Here is a 15,929-nt window from a genome sequence, read left to right as displayed (position 1 = left end):
AGTGTAAAGGTTATATACTTGACGGACATATATGTCGTGCCAGATATGTTTGATAACTTAACACAAAGTGATAAAATCATTCTTGAACCACTAAGGTGGTTAATCTTTAGACAGATTTCGACATTGATAGGATATAATATCCATATTAATGATAAAAATCACCCAGACATAGTCTCGGGTGATTTTTATTTGTTGTACTCTTATAGGTGAAAACTATTAATTTGTAAAAATTTTTATTGTATTCATCAAGTATTTGTATCAGATTCTTGCTATAATGATAGAGATGAAAAGGAGTGATCAATTTGAACAGAGTAGATAAGATGTATATTGATAATATTGTAGATATTATTGAAAACGGTAGTGATGATTTTGATGGCAATGTAAGACCTGTTTATAAGGATGGTACACCATCTCATACAAAATTTATCACACAGAACTTCGAGAAATACGATATATCAAAAGGTGAGTTTCCTATCACTGCACTTAGAAATATAGCATGGAAATCAGGTGTTAAAGAAATTCTTTGGATCTATCAGGACCAATCTAATGATTTAGACCTTCTTAAAGAGAAGTACAACATCAAATGGTGGGACGAATGGGAAGTTGATGGATCAAAGACAATTGGTATGCGTTATGGTGCAACAGTTAAAAAGTATGACATGATGAATGCCTTGTTAGAAAACATCAAACACCAGCCTTATGGTAGAAGACATATTATCAGTTTATGGCAAGAAGATGACTTTATTGAAACCAAAGGTCTTAATCCATGTGCATTTATGTCTATGTGGTCTGTAAGAAAAAAAGGGGATGTTAGATACTTAGATATGACACTGGTTCAAAGGTCAAATGACTATTTAGTCGCTGGTCATATCAATAAGATTCAATATGTGGCGCTTCAAATGATGGTGGCAAGACACTGTGGTTTAGAAGCGGGTGTGTTTGCACATTATACCCATAATCTTCATATATATGATCGTCACTTTGATCAGGCAAAAGAACTTTTAAATAGATATGAAAATAATCCAAATATGGTACAACCGAAGCTAATTTTAGATACAGATAAAGATAACTTCTTTGATTTTACCATTGATGACTTTAAAATGGAAAATTACAAGCCAATCAAACCTCAGCTGAAGTTTGAACTTGGGATATAGGAGGCTATTATGAAAAATATAAACATCATTGTTGCAATTGGTAAGCATTATGAAATTGGCTTATCAAATGATTTGCTATGTCATATAAAACCGGACTTACAGTATTTTAAGAAGACAACCAAAGATCATATTGTTATCATGGGTAGAAAAACATTTCTATCACTACCAAATGGTCCATTAAAGAACAGGGACAATATCATCATTACTAGAAACAATGGTTTTTCTCATGATGGTGCACATATTGCCAAGTCTATTGAAGAGAGTTTAGAAATAGCAGATAAGTTAAATGATAATGGTGATAAGAAGATCTTTATCATTGGTGGCGCTTCTATTTATGAGCAGTTCCTTCCAATTGCAGACAAGTTATATATCACACATATATTTGAAGATTTTGAAGCTGATGTTTACTTCCCGATTATTGGACAGGAATGGGAGTTAGAGTGGACACATGCTGAAAGAGAAAATATTGAACATATGCATCAACATATGTTTGCAATTTATAAGAGAAAGTCTGTTTAAGAAATGCATTAAGCATTTCTTTTTTTGCATGTTTACATGAGTATTGGGTATATGAATATAGAAGGAGACCCATATGAAAATAGCCCCAAATTACTTAAACACAATTATAGATGAACTAAATATGATGGTTGTAGTTATCTCAAAAGACAACACACTAATATCGGCCAATAAATCCATGCTTGAATTTGCAGGTCTTTCTTTGGATGATATCAAAGGTGAACCACTTTGGGACCTGCCATGGCTTAAACACGATCCGGATGTACAGAACAAGCTTATGTTTGCACTGAGCGATTCTTATTTTGGTACATCATCTAGATTTAATGCCTCATACAAAGATAGAAAAGGACTGGAATACGAAATTGATTTTATTGTTAAGCCTGTTATGAATGAGGATGAGCCTGAGTATTTTATTTGTATGGGTTATAACATCACAGAGCTTGTACAGGCAAGAAAGGCCCTTACAGACAGAGAAAGACGCATCAAGGCCTTCTTTGACCATTCTAATGAGGGGTATTTCTTCATGTCCTTGCCAGATAAGATTCATAAGGACAAGGTGAATGATCAAATTATTCAAGAGATGATTGAGCACTTTAAACTTGAAGACATCTCAAGAAGGTTTACTGAAATTTATGGTAAAAAGGCTGAATGCGCTGCAGAAATCTTTGAGATACTTTCTATAGAAGAACCACTTGAAGAAGTTCTCAAGAAAATGGTTGAAAATAGGTCTGTCACTTACCAAATTACTTTTGATGTAAATGGTGATGTCAAGCATACAGAAGTTGTCTTGGTTGGAATCTATGAAGAAGATGACTTTGAAGGCTGTTTTGGTATTGTAAGGGATACAACCAATCAAGTGGAATATCTAGAGAAAATTACTTACTTGGCCCATAAAGACTACTTAACAGGTATTAACAACAGAAGAAACTTCTTTACTGAAGGCAATGCTTTGTTTGACTTGAGTAAAAAGAACAAATCACCTTTATCACTTGTTATGTTTGACATTGACCACTTTAAGAGAGTTAACGATACCTATGGTCATGATGCTGGTGATGTGGTTATTAGAGACTTAGCCAAGCTAGTAGATGAAAGAATATGTGAGAAATGTGTATTTGGAAGGTATGGTGGAGAAGAATATATCTTAGTGATTCCACATCCAATTCATGAAGTTTACAAGGAGTTTGAAACCATTCGTAGCATGATTGATAAAACCATGTTTGATGAAGATCATGTACCGATTCACATTACCATCAGTTTAGGTATCTATAGTTTGGATTTAGATAGAGATACTTTAGAATCTGGTATTACAAAAGCTGATAGGGCCTTGTACGAATCAAAGAGTAATGGCCGTAATCAAACGACCATTTATGTGGATTCCATTCATGGTGACTCTGCAAGAGATGAACTAACTGGCTTATTTACTGAACAAAGCATGAGGTATAAGCTCAACAAGACCTTGATGGATGTAAAGGCCATTGATGATACCATGTGGGTAATTTACTTTAAACTCAATGTTTTAAAGGAAGATAGGCTTTTAACAGAAAGAAGACACTTTAAAACCATAGCCACTTGTTTAAGCAGATCGATTAGAAATAGCGATTATATTGGTCGAGTCGGTAAACACGGTTTCATGGTAGTCCTTAGAAACGTCAATATGAAGCAAGTAGATGATAAACATCAAAGGATGATTGATAACATAGAAATAGGTTTTTCTGGCATGATAGGCAATGTATTAACCATTAAGACCAGTATCTTAAATGTATCAAGGTATAAAAACGATGATCAAGTTGTTAAAGAAGCTGACAAGCATTTGGAGGCTATATAAGTTCCCCTATATAGGGGAATTTTTACGTCTATGGTTTTCATTTATCCTTCCTTCAGATAAACTGAATAGGGAAGGTGATTTTTATGAAGATACGATATAGCATAGTAATGATTCTACTTATCATTTGCTTATTTTCTTGTATAGATGAAAATAGAGATTATAGACAAGACATGAGAGAGCTTGTGATTGATTTAAGCGAACATGCTAAAAGAAGTGAGACTGATTTTATTATTCTGCCCCAAAATGGACAGGACCTTTTAAGACAAGGGGATAAAGTATCCACGGACTATCTAAATGCCATTGACGGCATTGGTAGAGAAGATTTGTTTTATGGCTATACAGGTGACAATATAAAAACACCTCAAGCGGACACCGAAAATATGATAGACTATTTGAATCTAGCAAGAGATTATGACAAGAAGATATTGGTTGTAGATTATTGCAGCGATACAGATAAGATGGATGATTCTTATAAGAAAAATAAGGACCTGGGCTATACTGCTGTAGCTACATCAAGAAAACTAAACCAAATACCTGATAAGATAAACCATGAAAGCAGTCGTGATATAGGTTCTGTTCTTGATGTTCAAAACTTCTTATATTTAATCAATCCTGAACGATATGATTCTAAAGAAGCTTTTCTAGAAGCTATAAAATCCACCAACTACGATTTGATTATTATAGACGCTTATTTTCATGAGAGACAACTGACAAAAGAAGATATCATGTCACTAAAGCTTAAAGCGGATGGCGGTTCAAGACTTATTATCTCCTATATGTCTATAGGAGAAGCAGAAGACTATCGCTACTACTGGCAGCAAGAATGGTATGAGTCTTCGCCAGACTGGTTATTAGATAAAAATCCTGATTGGAAAGGTAACTATAAGGTTAAGTACTGGCAGAAAAGCTACCAAGCCCTATTAGTTGACTATCTAGATAAGATCATGGAAGCTGGCTTTGATGGTGTTTATCTTGATTTAATTGATGCTTATGAACATTTTGAAGAAAATTGATATAAAGCCTTAGGATAGATACATTCTAAGGCTTTATGATATTGAAACTTTTTTTGTGTCTTTTAATTCCTATATCTTACATTTTCATGCACATTCACCGTTAAGAAGTTATCTTTGATGTACTCTTAGTTTAATGTAACAGAGAATTATGGTAAACAGATAAGATGATGGGGGGACTAATGAAAAAACTTGGAATGATAGTTATTCTGATCTTGATGATGACAATGGTAGCTTGCTCTTCTAATGTAGAGACAAGTACTGATGAAACACCTAAGCAGGAGGAAAGTGGCAATGAGTCAGTCGATGAAGTCATTGCAGAAGATAAGCTAATAAATGAATCGGGTGTGATTTATCTGTATGGTGAATACCATGGCTATGAGAAAATCTTAAATAAGGAACTCGAGATGTGGAAGAAACACTATAAAGAGGATGGCATGAGGCACTTATTTATAGAGTCTCCATATTTTAAGGCTCAGCTTTTAAACATCTGGATGACAGAAGAAACAGATGATATTTTACATGACGTAATGGGGACCAATGGTGATTTAGAAGCCGTACTTGACTTTTATAAAAGCATCAAAACAGAATGTCCGGAAACAGTTTTTCATGGGACGGATGTAAATGGTTATAAGAGTTATTATCCTGGTATAGACTACAGAAAGTATCTTGAAGATAATAAGATGGTTGACTCTGAGGCATATAGACTTAATGAGCTAGCTATAGCACAAGTAAAAGAGTTTCAAAATACAGGTGATGATCTTTATAGAGAAGAGATGTTAGTTGAAAATTTTATACGAGAATTCAATGCTTTAGGTAATGAAAGTGTTATGGGGATTTATGGCTTATCCCATGTAAAAAAAGAAAGTTTTACAAAAGAAAGCTATACGGTAAACAGTATGGCCATGCAGCTTTCGGAAATCTATGGTGATAGATTAGTCACAGTAGATTTGTCTGGAGAACTTCTAAAAGGTCTATTAGATCAACCTCTGTACATTGAAGAGTTAGAAATAGGGGGTAAGTTATACGAGGCAGAGTATTATGGGAACAATGAAAACACGGGATCAGAAATGATCAAGTCATTTGACTACTATAAGCTGTTAGATGCTTATGAGGATTTTAAGGATGCAAAAGACTTAGACATGATCATTCCAGCTCATAACTATCCCATGATTATTGAAGAAAATAATGTCTATCTGATTGTAGCTAACCTTAAAGATCAAACGATCATGACGTATTATACAATTGCAGATGGGACCAAAGAGGATGGCTTTTTAGTTACCAAGCAAGTTCAGATTGACTAAACTTATTTAAAAAGCACCAGTAAACTACTTAGTGTAGAATATTGGTGCTTTTTTATCTGTAATAAATTTGATTTTGATGTCTGTATTCTGTTGGAGTCATAGCTTCATGTTTTTTGAAGACTTTTGAAAAGTAGAGTGCATCACCATAGCCAAGGATATAAGCGATTTCTTGAATACTCTTTTCAGTGGACAGTAAGAGTATTTTTCCTTTCTGCAAAAGCCTGTCTGTGATATCGTGTTTTATTTTTCGATTCATATGTTTGAAATAGTATTTAGATAACGTTGAAGATGTCATATTTACTTTTTTAGCCAACCAACCTACCCTGAGACTGGCACTCAGGTTTTGTTCTATAAGCACTAAAAGGTCTTGGATGATTGGCGTTAAATCTAAGCTCTTATCAGCATGACCATAGGATTCATATAAGTCAATGAAGTCATGGATAATGCTATCGTATTTGAGCTTAAGTCTATAAAAGTTCCTGATATCGTCATTTTCTAAGACCTGATGAAAACCTTTAAAATCGTTTATGGCGTGACGCAAATCAAGTCTCCTGATGAAGGGATGAACCACAAAAAGATCGGAGACAACATCATTCTCAGTTAAAAAGTGGCAGTAGAGTTTTTCCATATAGACGGGGGTGTGACAGGAGAAGTTAAGACCAGCAGGTATCAAATAAGCATACCCTTTGTCCAGAGTTATTGTCTTATCTTCTAAGTGAATGACCCCTTGCCCATCCAATATTATATAAAGTCTGTTGTAAGGTGCAATGATGTTTTCAAACTCCCAATCATCGCCCTTATAGTAACCTTGTTCATAATACCTTATTTTAAAAGTATTACAGAAAGCATTAAATCGATCAAAAAATTCTACACCCATATGACCTCCACTATCATTTTACCATGAAAGCTTAATAAGAATAAGAAGTATGGAAAAAAAGTACATATTATCAGATGTTTTTTGCATTTAAATTCAACCTGTGTATTCATATAATAGAAAAAAAGGACAGTATATTCCTGAATACAAGGAGGCAAAATGAGTTTTAGATTACAAGGTTCATTACCTAAGGTAGGTATTCGACCTACTATTGATGGTAGACGAAGAGGTGTAAGAGAAAGTCTTGAAGAGCAGACAATGAAGATGGCAGTAAATGTTGCTCATTTTATTGAAGGTGCATTAAGACATGCTAGTGGAGAAAAGGTGACATGTGTTATAGCTGATTCGTGTATTGGCGGTATTGCTGAAGCGGCAAGATGTGAAGAAAAATTTTCTCGTGAAGGGGTAGGATTAACCTTAACAGTTACACCTTGCTGGTGTTATGGCACAGAAACCATGGATATGCATGGCTTTAGACCAAAGGCCATATGGGGCTTTAACGGCACAGAACGTCCTGGGGCTGTTTATTTAGCTGCTGCAGCAGCGGGACATGATCAATTAGGACTACCTGTCTTTTCTATTTACGGAAGAGATGTTCAAGATATGGGTGATGAAACCATTCCTGAAGATGTTAAAGAAAAAATACTATTATTCGTAAAAGCAGGTATTGCTATTGCGACTATGAAGGACAGAGCGTATTTGTCAATAGGTTCTGTTTCAATGGGGATTGCCGGTTCTATTGTTGATACAAACTTTTTTGGTGATTATCTAGGTATGAGAAATGAGTTTGTTGATATGAGCGAGATATCTAGGCGTATTGAAGAAGGTATTTATGACCAAGAAGAGTTTGTACACGGTCTTAAATGGGTTAAAGAAAACTGTCAAGAAGGTCATGACTATAATAAGTTGGAAAACCAGCCAACAAGAGAAAAGAAAGATGAAGACTGGGCTTTCTTAGTAAAAATGACCCTTATATTTAGAGATTTAATGATTGGTAATGAAAAACTAAGAGGACTCGGTTTTGGTGAAGAGGCAGAAGGACACAATGCCATAGCGTCTGGTTTTCAGGGGCAAAGACACTGGACGGACTATAGACCAAATGGAGATTTTCCAGAGACGATTTTAAATTCATCTTTTGATTGGAATGGGATTAGAGAATCATTTGTAGTAGCAACGGAGAATGATTCTTTAAATGCTGTACCTATGTTATTTGGTCATTTATTAACAGGTAGGGCACAAATCTTTTCAGATGTTAGAACTTACTGGAGCAAGGAATCGGTAAAAAGAGTAACAGGTTATGAACTAACAGGAAGAGCTGCAGGTGGTATTATACATTTGATTAATAGTGGTTCCACTACACTAGATGGTACAGGCCAATCGAGTGATGACAAGGGGTATCCGACTATGAAAAAATATTGGGATATGACAAATGATGATGTTAAAAATTGTTTGGATCATACAAGATTTTGTCCAGCCAATAAAGAATACTTTAGAGGTGGTGGTTTCTCAACCAAGTTTACGACTAGATCGGATATGAAGATCACCATGTCTAGAATCAACATCATAAAGGGACTTGGGCCGGTGCTTCAAATAGCAGAAGGTTATACAGTGGAACTTCCAGATGACGTTCATGAGACCTTGGATTTAAGAACAGATCCAGCTTGGCCTACTACTTGGTTTGCACCTAAACTTACAGGTAAAGGCGCCTTTAAAGATGTTTATTCTGTCATGAATACGTGGGGAGCTAACCATGGTGCCATATCTTTTGGACATATTGGCGACCAGTTGATCACATTGGCTTCTATGCTGCGTATTCCGGTATCTATGCATAACGTAGAAGAAGAAAGAATCTTTAGACCTAAGGCATGGTCATCGTATGGTAGCCAAGATACAGAAGGTGCAGATTTTAGGGCATGTCAAACTTATGGCCCTCTCTACAAGAAGTAGATTAATTAGAAAAGGTGGAAACTTATGTTAATGGAAAAAGAAAGACAAGAAATTGTTTATTACGGCAAGCAACTGCTTGAAAAAGGACTTACAACAGGTTCTGGCGGCAACTTAAGTATATATAACAGGGATAAAGGCCTAATGGCCATATCACCAACCGGTATCCCATATTTTGAAATGAAAAAAGAAGATGTGGTGATTATGGACCTTGAGGGTAAAATCATTGATGGTAATAGATATCCGTCTAGTGAACATGAAATGCATGCAATTGTTTATAGAAATAGACAAGAGCTTAATGCTATGGTGCATACTCACAGTATTTTTGCTGCTACTATTTCAGCTTTAAATCAGCCTTTGCCAGCTGTGGATTACCTTGTTGCTATAGGTGGCGGCAAGGATGTCAAGTGCGCAAAGTATGCGACTTATGGATCTGAAGCATTAGCCATAAATGCCCTAGAAGCCATGGAAGGTAGAAACGCTGTACTTTTGGCCAACCACGGTATGAATGCATGCTCTACTGACTTAAAAAAGGCCATGAATGTTGCCGAGCAACTGGAGTTTTGTAGTGAGATTTATGTTAGGGCAAAATCCATGGGTGAGAAAATAAATATCATTGATGATGAAGAGATGATTAGAAATGTAAAGAAGTTTGTCACATATGGTGTACAGAAATAGGAGTCCTTATGCATTATAATATAGCAGTAGATCTAGGTGCATCAAGTGGCAGGGTTATGTTGATGTCCTATGAGGATAATTGCCTTTCCATGGAAGAAGTTCACAGGTTCTCTAACAGTCCCTATCAGTCAGAAGGTCATTATTACTGGAAGCTCGATTATTTGATTGATGAGATTAAAAAAGGTTTAGTGTCTATTGGTAAAAGAGACATTAAAATCTCTTCCATTGGATTTGATACATGGGGCGTTGATTATGGTGTTTTGAATAAAAAGGGGGAAATTCTCACAGATCCCTTTTCTTACAGAGATGAATCAACCCTAGAAGTCATGACCGAAGTGCATCAGGTCATTTCTAAGCTAGAGATGTTTGAGAAGACTGGCATTCAGCCTGCCTATTTTAACACACTCTATAGGCTTTTTAAATCATATAAGGACAGGGATATGTCAATAATCAATGCAAATCATATCTTATTTCTCCCCAGTCTTTTAGGTTATGTATTCTCAGGTGAAATAAAAAATGAGTTTACAATTGCCTCTACCTCCCAGTTAGTGGATGTGGAGAAAAAAATCTATAACAATGAGGTGTTAGAAAAATTAGGATTAGATAAAAAGGCCTTTCCAGACCTGATTGAACCGGGTCGTATTTTAGGGGGGTTAGATAGGGATATAGCTCGTGCATGTGGTTTGAATAATGATATTAAGCTTGTTGCAGTGCCAGGTCATGACACTGCCTGTGCAGTGGCAGCAAGACCAGGAACTGAGAAAAGTGCTTTTATCATTCTTGGAACATGGACCATCGTAGGTAGCGAACTTAAGCGTCCTATAAAATCCGAAAAAGCTTTTAAACTTGGCTTTACAAACGAAGCAGGTGTTTTTGATACAACTAGGTTTCTAAAAAATATAACAGGTTTATGGGTACTTAATCGTGTCAAAGAAGCTTATGAAGTGAATCATCCTGCTTTATCTTTTGATCAGATTACAGATTTAGCTTTAAAACACAGGGAAGAAACATTTCTTGTAGATATCCAAGACAAAAGATTTAATAACCCTTTAGATATGTATGGAGAAGTCGACCAATATTTGAAAGAAGTTTACGATTTAGAGCGGGTGGCCTTTGGAACAATGGTACAGGCTATCTTTAAGGGAATGGTGGCTGTCATTGTAGATACTGTTGAGGAATTAGAAGATTTAGGTATTGAGATAGATACTCTGAATATTTTAGGTGGAGGTTCAAGAAACCAATACCTGTCAAATCTTATTTCAGAGAAATCAGGTAAAAAAGTAACCATGGGGCCAGTTGAGGCATCTGTTATGGGCAACTCTCTTATGCAAGTATACGCCTTGGGCCTTTTAGATGATTTAAGTGCTATTAGAAAGGTTAAAGAAGTCTAGTAGGCATTATCATGTAATGGCATTAGGATATAAAATAAAAGGATTGAGCATGGCTCAATCCTTAATTTTATTCAAATTTATCATAGAAGATCAACTCTTCTGGCATGCCTTTTTCCTTTAACAGGGGAATGACAGCATCGATCATGAGTGGTGAGCCACATAAGTAGGCTTCGCATTCAGGACCGTTATCTAAGAATTTATTAATCAGATCTGTTACACGACCTTTTTCACCATCCCAGTTACAGGCTTCCGTTGGTCTTGATAGACATGTGATCAAGTTAAAGTTTGGAAGGGCCTTTTGAAGCTCTTCTAACTCGTCCATCATATAGAGGTCGTCTCTGGTTCTTGCACCAAAGTAGAAGGTCACCTTTCTATCAATATTATTATCTCTCATATGCTTTAAGATAGACATGATAGGTGCCATACCTGTACCGATGGCAATACATACCATTTCTCTGTCGCCATCTTGGTAGAAAAAGTCACCGTAAGGACCAACGATGGTCAGTTTATCATCTTCTTTAAGTAGTTGATGAATATAGGTTGTACAAACACCGTTTGGTACGTAACCTATAAAAAGCTCTAGAGATTTCTTATCATTTGGTGCAGAAGCAATAGAGTAGGCTCTGTAGACTTCCTCACGATTCCCCTTGTATTTAGGTGTCAATATTTGAATGTATTGACCTGGTTTGAAGTTGATTTCATTATCGTCCGGTAGATGTACACGTAGATGTTTGATCTTTGGTGTGACATCTTTTATAAACTCTATGTCGTAATCGTACTGCTTGACATTAAAGAGTTCTTCTGGGATATGAATCTGAATGTCTTCTTTAACCTTTAACTGGCAAGAAAGTCTGACGCCGTCTGCTTGTTCAGCTTCAGATACATAACCTGCTTCTGTTGGTAAAAATCTACCACCACCAGCATCGACATGTACCTTACAGTAACCACAGGATCCTTTACCACCACATGCAGATGGTATAAAGATTTCGTTGTCTATAAGGGCTGTTAAGAGGGTATCACCCCCATCAACGGTATATTCTTTTTCTTGGTTGATCATCATTTTCTTTTCGCCATAGTTAGCAATGGTTCGATTGGCTATAGAGAGTAGAAATGCCAATAAGCCTGTCATGGCACTGATGATTAAAATGGTTCTAATAATTACATACATCATTGCCTCCTTATTGAATTTGTACGATGCCTGAGAAACCTAAAAATGCAAGTGCCATGATACCCGTGATAATTAGGGTGATACCAGGACCTTCTAGGCCATTAGGCAGTTTTGCTGTTCTAAGTTTTTTTCTAATACCAGCAAGTGCAACTATTGCAAGGGTCCAACCAATACCTGATCCTGCACCGAAAAGTACAGACTGGATTAAGTCATAATCTCTGATAACCATAAATAAAGATACACCAAGGATGGCACAGTTAACAGTGATAAGAGGAAGGAAGATACCCAATGAATAATACAAATGTTCAAAGTATCTTTCAATGATCATTTCAACCAATTGAACAAAGGCTGCAATGACAATGATAAAGATGATGTATCTTAAGTACTCAAGACCAAATGGTTCTAGTATATAATTGTAAATCAAATAGTTGAGCAGTGATGTACAAGTCAGTACAAAAGTTACGGCCTGTCCAAGAGAAAATGATGTTTCTATTTCTTTGGACACAGCAATGAATGAGCACATACCAAGGAAATTAGATAAAATCATATTGTTGGTAAAGATTGATGCTATGAATATAACTAAAGGATTAATATCTACCATTATTTAGCCTCCTCTTCTGGACTCGGGAACACATTCTTGGCAATCCAAATAACAATACCCAACATGAAGAATGCGCCTGGTGGCATGATCATAAGTGTCCATGGCGTAAATGATTCGCCAAGCACTTGGATACCGAATAGAGAACCAAAACCTAATAACTCTCTGAAGAATGCGATAAAAAGTAAAACAAGTGTGTAACCTAAACCCATGGTCACACCGTCTATGAATGAAAGAATCGGTGGGTTATGCTGGGCGTAAGCTTCACATCTACCCATGATGATACAGTTGGTAATAATCAGACCAACATAGGGACCAAGTGCTTTAGACATTTCTGGCAAGTAGGCCTTTAAGAAGATGTCTAAGATAATAACAAATGCTGAGATGATCAGGGTTTGTACCATCATTCTAATGTGCTTTGGTGTATGATGTCTTAAAAGTGAAACTGTTAAGCTTGAAAGACCTGTAACAAACATAAGACCAATCCCCATTACAAGGGAGTTCATCATAAGATTTGTTACTGCCAGTGCAGAGCATATACCAAGAATCTGTCTGTAGATAGGATTGTCTTTCCAGACGCCATTTGAAAAAATCGCTTTAATTTCCTTCATAGAAACCCTCCTCTCTAGCAAATTCTAATATCTCAGGAATATTTAAATTAACCATATCTCTTACAGCAAGTGATGTTAGAGTGGCACCTGAAATGGCATCTAAGTTACCACCTGTATCTTTATTTAAGACGATGGTTGGGTCTGCCATTACAAGATTTCTAAATTGACTTTTAAACTCTTCTTCATCTATACGACCACCTAAGCCAGGTGTTTCTGAATGCGAGACAAAGTTGATGCCGAGAATTTCCTTATGATCAGGTGTGATAGCGATATGGCCTGTGATGGTTCCCCATAAACCCTTACCGGAGAAATCAAAGGCATAACCTTTTACTTGATTCTTGTCTTTATAAATATAAATGTTTCTGTTGTCCTTAACTTCTATGTCGATTGTGTCAGTAAACATCTTTTGAACGTCTTCATCAGAACCATTACCATCTAGATTAAATACATATAAAACAGATCTTTGAATGACAAGTGCTTGTTGTTCTTCTATGGTTTCTGAAGTCGCCAGGTTGATAAATGATAATAGGAAAGTGAAGAAAACTGTTAAGACGACCATAAAAACAACAGGATATAAGACTTGTTTTTTCTTAGCCATTTTGTCTCCTTTCTCTACCTTTAAACATTTTCACCAACTCGTCGATAAGTGGAGCAAATGTATTACCTATTAAGATGGCAAACATCATACCACCTGCAAATAGGGCAAAACCTCTGATAATCACTGTGACCAGTCCGATGATGGCACCATAGATGTATTTACCTTCCTTTGTCTTAGGTGATGAAATAGGATCTGTTGCCATAAAAAATGTACCAAATAAAAGACCACCAGCAAGCATACCGTATAAAGGATTTGGTATCTCTGAGACACCCATTAAGAATAGGGTACCTGATGTGATGATAAATGAGCCTAAAAGGCCAATAACGGTTTCTTTAGAAGCTGTTTTGGTAATGAGTAGATAAAGACCACCAATGATAATAAGAATGGCGCTCGTTTCACCGATAGAACCTGCCACATTACCAAATAAGACTTGTATGTAACTGAGCATATTGCCTGTTGCCCTGAACTCTAATAATGGCGTGGACTGACTGATGGTATCGATGGTGTATTTCGTCAAGGAACCAAATGCACCTGAAGTTGGTTGCATCCACTCCATGGTCATGGCATTTGGAAAGTTGACGTAAATAAAGGCACGTCCAACAAGTGCTGGATTGAATGGATTTTTACCAAATCCACCAAAGACCATTTTCCCAAATAGTACACCGAATATGATGCCTATCATGGCTATGTGGTATGGAATACCTGGTGGTAATGTCAATGTGTACAAAATCGATGTAACGATAACTGCCTCGGTAATCTTTTTAGTTGATTTCCTTACAAATATCCATTCGACTACACATGCTGTGAGTGTAACGATTAGTAAAAGTAACAATGTTCTCCAGCCATAAAAATAAATGCCTGCTAGGATGAGTGGTACGAGTGCATAAATGACTTTTCGCATCATATTCTGTTTCATAAATTGAATTTTCAAGAAATAACTACCCCCTTTAATGTGATTTCTTAACTCATTATTTCACTCATACCCAATTTTAATAAAATATTTCAAATAATTGATTATATTATAAGGAAAAGTGTATAAATATAGTGAACTAAGAAAAAAGGAGAAGATTATGAGAACAATTATGGGGATTGAAATCCAAAACAGAGAAGAATTAGCAATGGAAGTACAAGGTTTATTAACCAAACATGGTTGTATTATCAAAACAAGATTAGGCTTACATGAAACAGGGAATTTCTGTAGTCCAAGCGGCTTGATTATTTTAGAATTTGCCCCTGATGACAAGGGTGAGTATGACTTACTTGAGAAAGAACTGAATGAAATTGAAGGCGTTGTCGCTAGAAGAATGGAATTTTAATCACCTTAGGGTGGTTTTTTCTTGCATGTTACCAGTGATTGTGATAGTTTATTCTCATTAGGAGGCAGACATGAAAGTAGGAATTATAGGTTATGGTAACATTGGTGAAGCCATGGTTTCTGGTTTATTAAATAGCAAGACTGTAAATCCAGATGAAATATTGGCAAGTAGCCGTAATGAAAAGAAAATTAGAGCCGCTTTAGATAAATATCATATAGGGATCACAAGGGACAATATCAAGGTAACAGAATTTGCAGATGTACTGATTATATCTGTAAAGCCTTTAGGTCTTGCAAGTGTGCTTGAGCAGATAAAAGACCATATTTCAGACAATACCATTGTAGTATCGGTAGTCTCGTCAGTAGAGATATCTGAAATTGAATCGATCATCGGTGATAAGAAAATTGTAAGAGTTATGCTGAATACACCGGTTATGGTGAATGAAGGTATGTCAGCACTTTGTATGAACCAATTGGTTAACTTTGAAGAGGTAGATGAGATTGTTGCACTCTTTAAGTCATTTGGTAAAGTAGAGCTTGTTGAAGAAAAGTATATGGAGATCATTACTGCTGTAAGTGGTACATCACCAGCTTACGTCTTTATGATGATTGAAGCTATGGCTGATGGTGGTGTTATGATGGGTCTTCCAAGACGTAAGGCATACAAGCTTGCTGCCCAGTCAGTAAGAGGGGCTGCAACCATGGTCTTAGAATCGGAACTCCATCCAGGGGCTCTCAAGGACATGGTGTGTTCACCTGGTGGTTCAACAATAGACGGTGTCTATACTTTAGAAAATAACAATTTCAGAGGAACGCTTATGAAAACCATTAGAGAGGCTACTAAAAAAGCTGATCGACTTAAGCAAAAATTATAAGAGAAGCTTCGGCTTCTTTTTTGTTATATTTGGTTGAAAATGGGTATCTATCAACTGCTGAGAAGGAG

The 15,929-nt window shown here is 36.3% G+C and carries 16 protein-coding genes; 10 read left to right on the top strand and 6 right to left on the bottom strand.

Annotated elements, in window-relative coordinates; genetic code table 11:
• Positions 1-302 precede the first annotated feature (302 nt).
• The 5 genes from EZV73_RS08955 (at position 303) to EZV73_RS08935 (ending at position 5,809) form a co-directional block, all read left to right on the top strand.
• Entirely contained in the window at positions 303-1,154 is an 852-nt protein-coding gene (locus EZV73_RS08955) for a thymidylate synthase (protein WP_330637007.1), read from the top strand.
• A 9-nt stretch (positions 1,155-1,163) separates the two neighbouring features.
• A complete protein-coding gene (locus EZV73_RS08950; protein WP_240839953.1) occupies positions 1,164-1,673 on the top strand; it encodes a dihydrofolate reductase in 510 nt (169 codons plus the stop codon).
• A gap of 73 nt (positions 1,674-1,746) precedes the next feature.
• Positions 1,747-3,495, top strand: coding sequence for a diguanylate cyclase (locus EZV73_RS08945; RefSeq protein WP_240839952.1), 1,749 nt, complete (start codon positions 1,747-1,749; stop codon positions 3,493-3,495).
• Positions 3,496-3,578: 83 nt separating this feature from the next.
• The gene (locus tag EZV73_RS08940) at positions 3,579-4,508 is read left to right on the top strand and encodes an endo alpha-1,4 polygalactosaminidase (protein WP_240839951.1); all 930 of its coding nucleotides are present in this window, start codon (positions 3,579-3,581) and stop codon (positions 4,506-4,508) included.
• 179 nt (positions 4,509-4,687) lie between these two features.
• On the top strand, positions 4,688-5,809 hold the full coding sequence (locus EZV73_RS08935) for a hypothetical protein (protein WP_240839950.1): 1,122 nt from the start codon (positions 4,688-4,690) through the stop codon (positions 5,807-5,809).
• 52 nt (positions 5,810-5,861) lie between these two features.
• Here EZV73_RS08935 and EZV73_RS08930 read toward each other — a convergent pair whose 3' ends face one another.
• Positions 5,862-6,686, bottom strand: a complete 825-nt coding sequence (locus EZV73_RS08930; RefSeq protein WP_240839949.1) for an AraC family transcriptional regulator — start codon at positions 6,684-6,686, stop codon at positions 5,862-5,864.
• A gap of 156 nt (positions 6,687-6,842) precedes the next feature.
• On the opposite strand from EZV73_RS08930, the gene EZV73_RS08925 reads away from it, so the two are divergent.
• The 3 genes from EZV73_RS08925 to EZV73_RS08915 are packed head-to-tail and all read left to right on the top strand — an operon-like array spanning position 6,843 to position 10,696.
• Positions 6,843-8,630, top strand: coding sequence for an L-fucose isomerase (locus EZV73_RS08925; RefSeq protein WP_240839948.1), 1,788 nt, complete (start codon positions 6,843-6,845; stop codon positions 8,628-8,630).
• A 24-nt stretch (positions 8,631-8,654) separates the two neighbouring features.
• Positions 8,655-9,305, top strand: coding sequence for an L-fuculose-phosphate aldolase (locus EZV73_RS08920; RefSeq protein ID WP_240839947.1), 651 nt, complete (start codon positions 8,655-8,657; stop codon positions 9,303-9,305).
• Positions 9,306-9,313: 8 nt separating this feature from the next.
• Positions 9,314-10,696 (top strand): rhamnulokinase family protein, encoded by a 1,383-nt coding sequence (locus EZV73_RS08915; protein WP_240839946.1) that lies wholly within the window; start codon positions 9,314-9,316, stop codon positions 10,694-10,696.
• A gap of 67 nt (positions 10,697-10,763) precedes the next feature.
• Here EZV73_RS08915 and EZV73_RS08910 read toward each other — a convergent pair whose 3' ends face one another.
• Genes EZV73_RS08910 through EZV73_RS08890 form a run of 5 tightly spaced genes read right to left on the bottom strand, consistent with a single transcriptional unit; the run spans position 10,764 to position 14,602 of the window.
• Positions 10,764-11,864 (bottom strand): NADH:ubiquinone reductase (Na(+)-transporting) subunit F, encoded by a 1,101-nt coding sequence (locus EZV73_RS08910; RefSeq protein ID WP_240839945.1) that lies wholly within the window; start codon positions 11,862-11,864, stop codon positions 10,764-10,766.
• 10 nt (positions 11,865-11,874) lie between these two features.
• Positions 11,875-12,465: an NADH:ubiquinone reductase (Na(+)-transporting) subunit E gene (locus tag EZV73_RS08905; protein WP_240839944.1), complete on the bottom strand. Its 591-nt coding sequence runs from the start codon at positions 12,463-12,465 to the stop codon at positions 11,875-11,877.
• Positions 12,465-13,073: an NADH:ubiquinone reductase (Na(+)-transporting) subunit D gene (locus EZV73_RS08900; RefSeq protein ID WP_240839943.1), complete on the bottom strand. Its 609-nt coding sequence runs from the start codon at positions 13,071-13,073 to the stop codon at positions 12,465-12,467. The genes EZV73_RS08905 and EZV73_RS08900 overlap by 1 nt, the downstream gene beginning before the upstream one ends.
• Entirely contained in the window at positions 13,060-13,671 is a 612-nt protein-coding gene (locus EZV73_RS08895) for an FMN-binding protein (protein WP_240839942.1), read from the bottom strand. The genes EZV73_RS08900 and EZV73_RS08895 overlap by 14 nt, the downstream gene beginning before the upstream one ends.
• Positions 13,664-14,602 (bottom strand): RnfABCDGE type electron transport complex subunit D, encoded by a 939-nt coding sequence (locus EZV73_RS08890; protein WP_240839941.1) that lies wholly within the window; start codon positions 14,600-14,602, stop codon positions 13,664-13,666. The genes EZV73_RS08895 and EZV73_RS08890 overlap by 8 nt, the downstream gene beginning before the upstream one ends.
• Positions 14,603-14,741: 139 nt before the next feature.
• On the opposite strand from EZV73_RS08890, the gene EZV73_RS08885 reads away from it, so the two are divergent.
• Together EZV73_RS08885 and proC are read left to right on the top strand one after the other, a co-directional pair.
• The gene (locus EZV73_RS08885) at positions 14,742-14,987 is read left to right on the top strand and encodes a hypothetical protein (protein WP_240839940.1); all 246 of its coding nucleotides are present in this window, start codon (positions 14,742-14,744) and stop codon (positions 14,985-14,987) included.
• A gap of 70 nt (positions 14,988-15,057) precedes the next feature.
• On the top strand, positions 15,058-15,861 hold the full coding sequence (gene proC, locus EZV73_RS08880) for a pyrroline-5-carboxylate reductase (RefSeq protein WP_240839939.1): 804 nt from the start codon (positions 15,058-15,060) through the stop codon (positions 15,859-15,861).
• Positions 15,862-15,929: the final 68 nt, after the last annotated feature.

It is taken from the genome of Acidaminobacter sp. JC074 (assembly GCF_022496765.1).
GTDB lineage: Bacteria > Bacillota > Clostridia > Peptostreptococcales > Acidaminobacteraceae > JABXKX01.
Note: the sequence above shows the minus strand (reverse complement) of the source record. Positions and strands in the feature narration are given on the sequence as shown.

Bases quoted from the DNA above. Each gene is read 5' to 3' on its own strand.
- EZV73_RS08950 (WP_240839953.1), top strand. From the start codon at position 1,164: ATGAAAAATATAAACATCATTGTTGCAATTGGTAAGCATTATGAAATT.
- EZV73_RS08945 (WP_240839952.1), top strand. From the start codon at position 1,747: ATGAAAATAGCCCCAAATTACTTAAACACAATTATAGATGAACTAAAT.
- EZV73_RS08940 (WP_240839951.1), top strand. From the start codon at position 3,579: ATGAAGATACGATATAGCATAGTAATGATTCTACTTATCATTTGCTTA.
- EZV73_RS08935 (WP_240839950.1), top strand. From the start codon at position 4,688: ATGAAAAAACTTGGAATGATAGTTATTCTGATCTTGATGATGACAATG.
- EZV73_RS08930 (WP_240839949.1), bottom strand. From the start codon at position 6,686: ATGGGTGTAGAATTTTTTGATCGATTTAATGCTTTCTGTAATACTTTT.
- EZV73_RS08925 (WP_240839948.1), top strand. From the start codon at position 6,843: ATGAGTTTTAGATTACAAGGTTCATTACCTAAGGTAGGTATTCGACCT.
- EZV73_RS08920 (WP_240839947.1), top strand. From the start codon at position 8,655: ATGTTAATGGAAAAAGAAAGACAAGAAATTGTTTATTACGGCAAGCAA.
- EZV73_RS08915 (WP_240839946.1), top strand. From the start codon at position 9,314: ATGCATTATAATATAGCAGTAGATCTAGGTGCATCAAGTGGCAGGGTT.
- EZV73_RS08910 (WP_240839945.1), bottom strand. From the start codon at position 11,864: ATGTATGTAATTATTAGAACCATTTTAATCATCAGTGCCATGACAGGC.
- EZV73_RS08905 (WP_240839944.1), bottom strand. From the start codon at position 12,465: ATGGTAGATATTAATCCTTTAGTTATATTCATAGCATCAATCTTTACC.
- EZV73_RS08900 (WP_240839943.1), bottom strand. From the start codon at position 13,073: ATGAAGGAAATTAAAGCGATTTTTTCAAATGGCGTCTGGAAAGACAAT.
- EZV73_RS08895 (WP_240839942.1), bottom strand. From the start codon at position 13,671: ATGGCTAAGAAAAAACAAGTCTTATATCCTGTTGTTTTTATGGTCGTC.
- EZV73_RS08885 (WP_240839940.1), top strand. From the start codon at position 14,742: ATGAGAACAATTATGGGGATTGAAATCCAAAACAGAGAAGAATTAGCA.
- proC (WP_240839939.1), top strand. From the start codon at position 15,058: ATGAAAGTAGGAATTATAGGTTATGGTAACATTGGTGAAGCCATGGTT.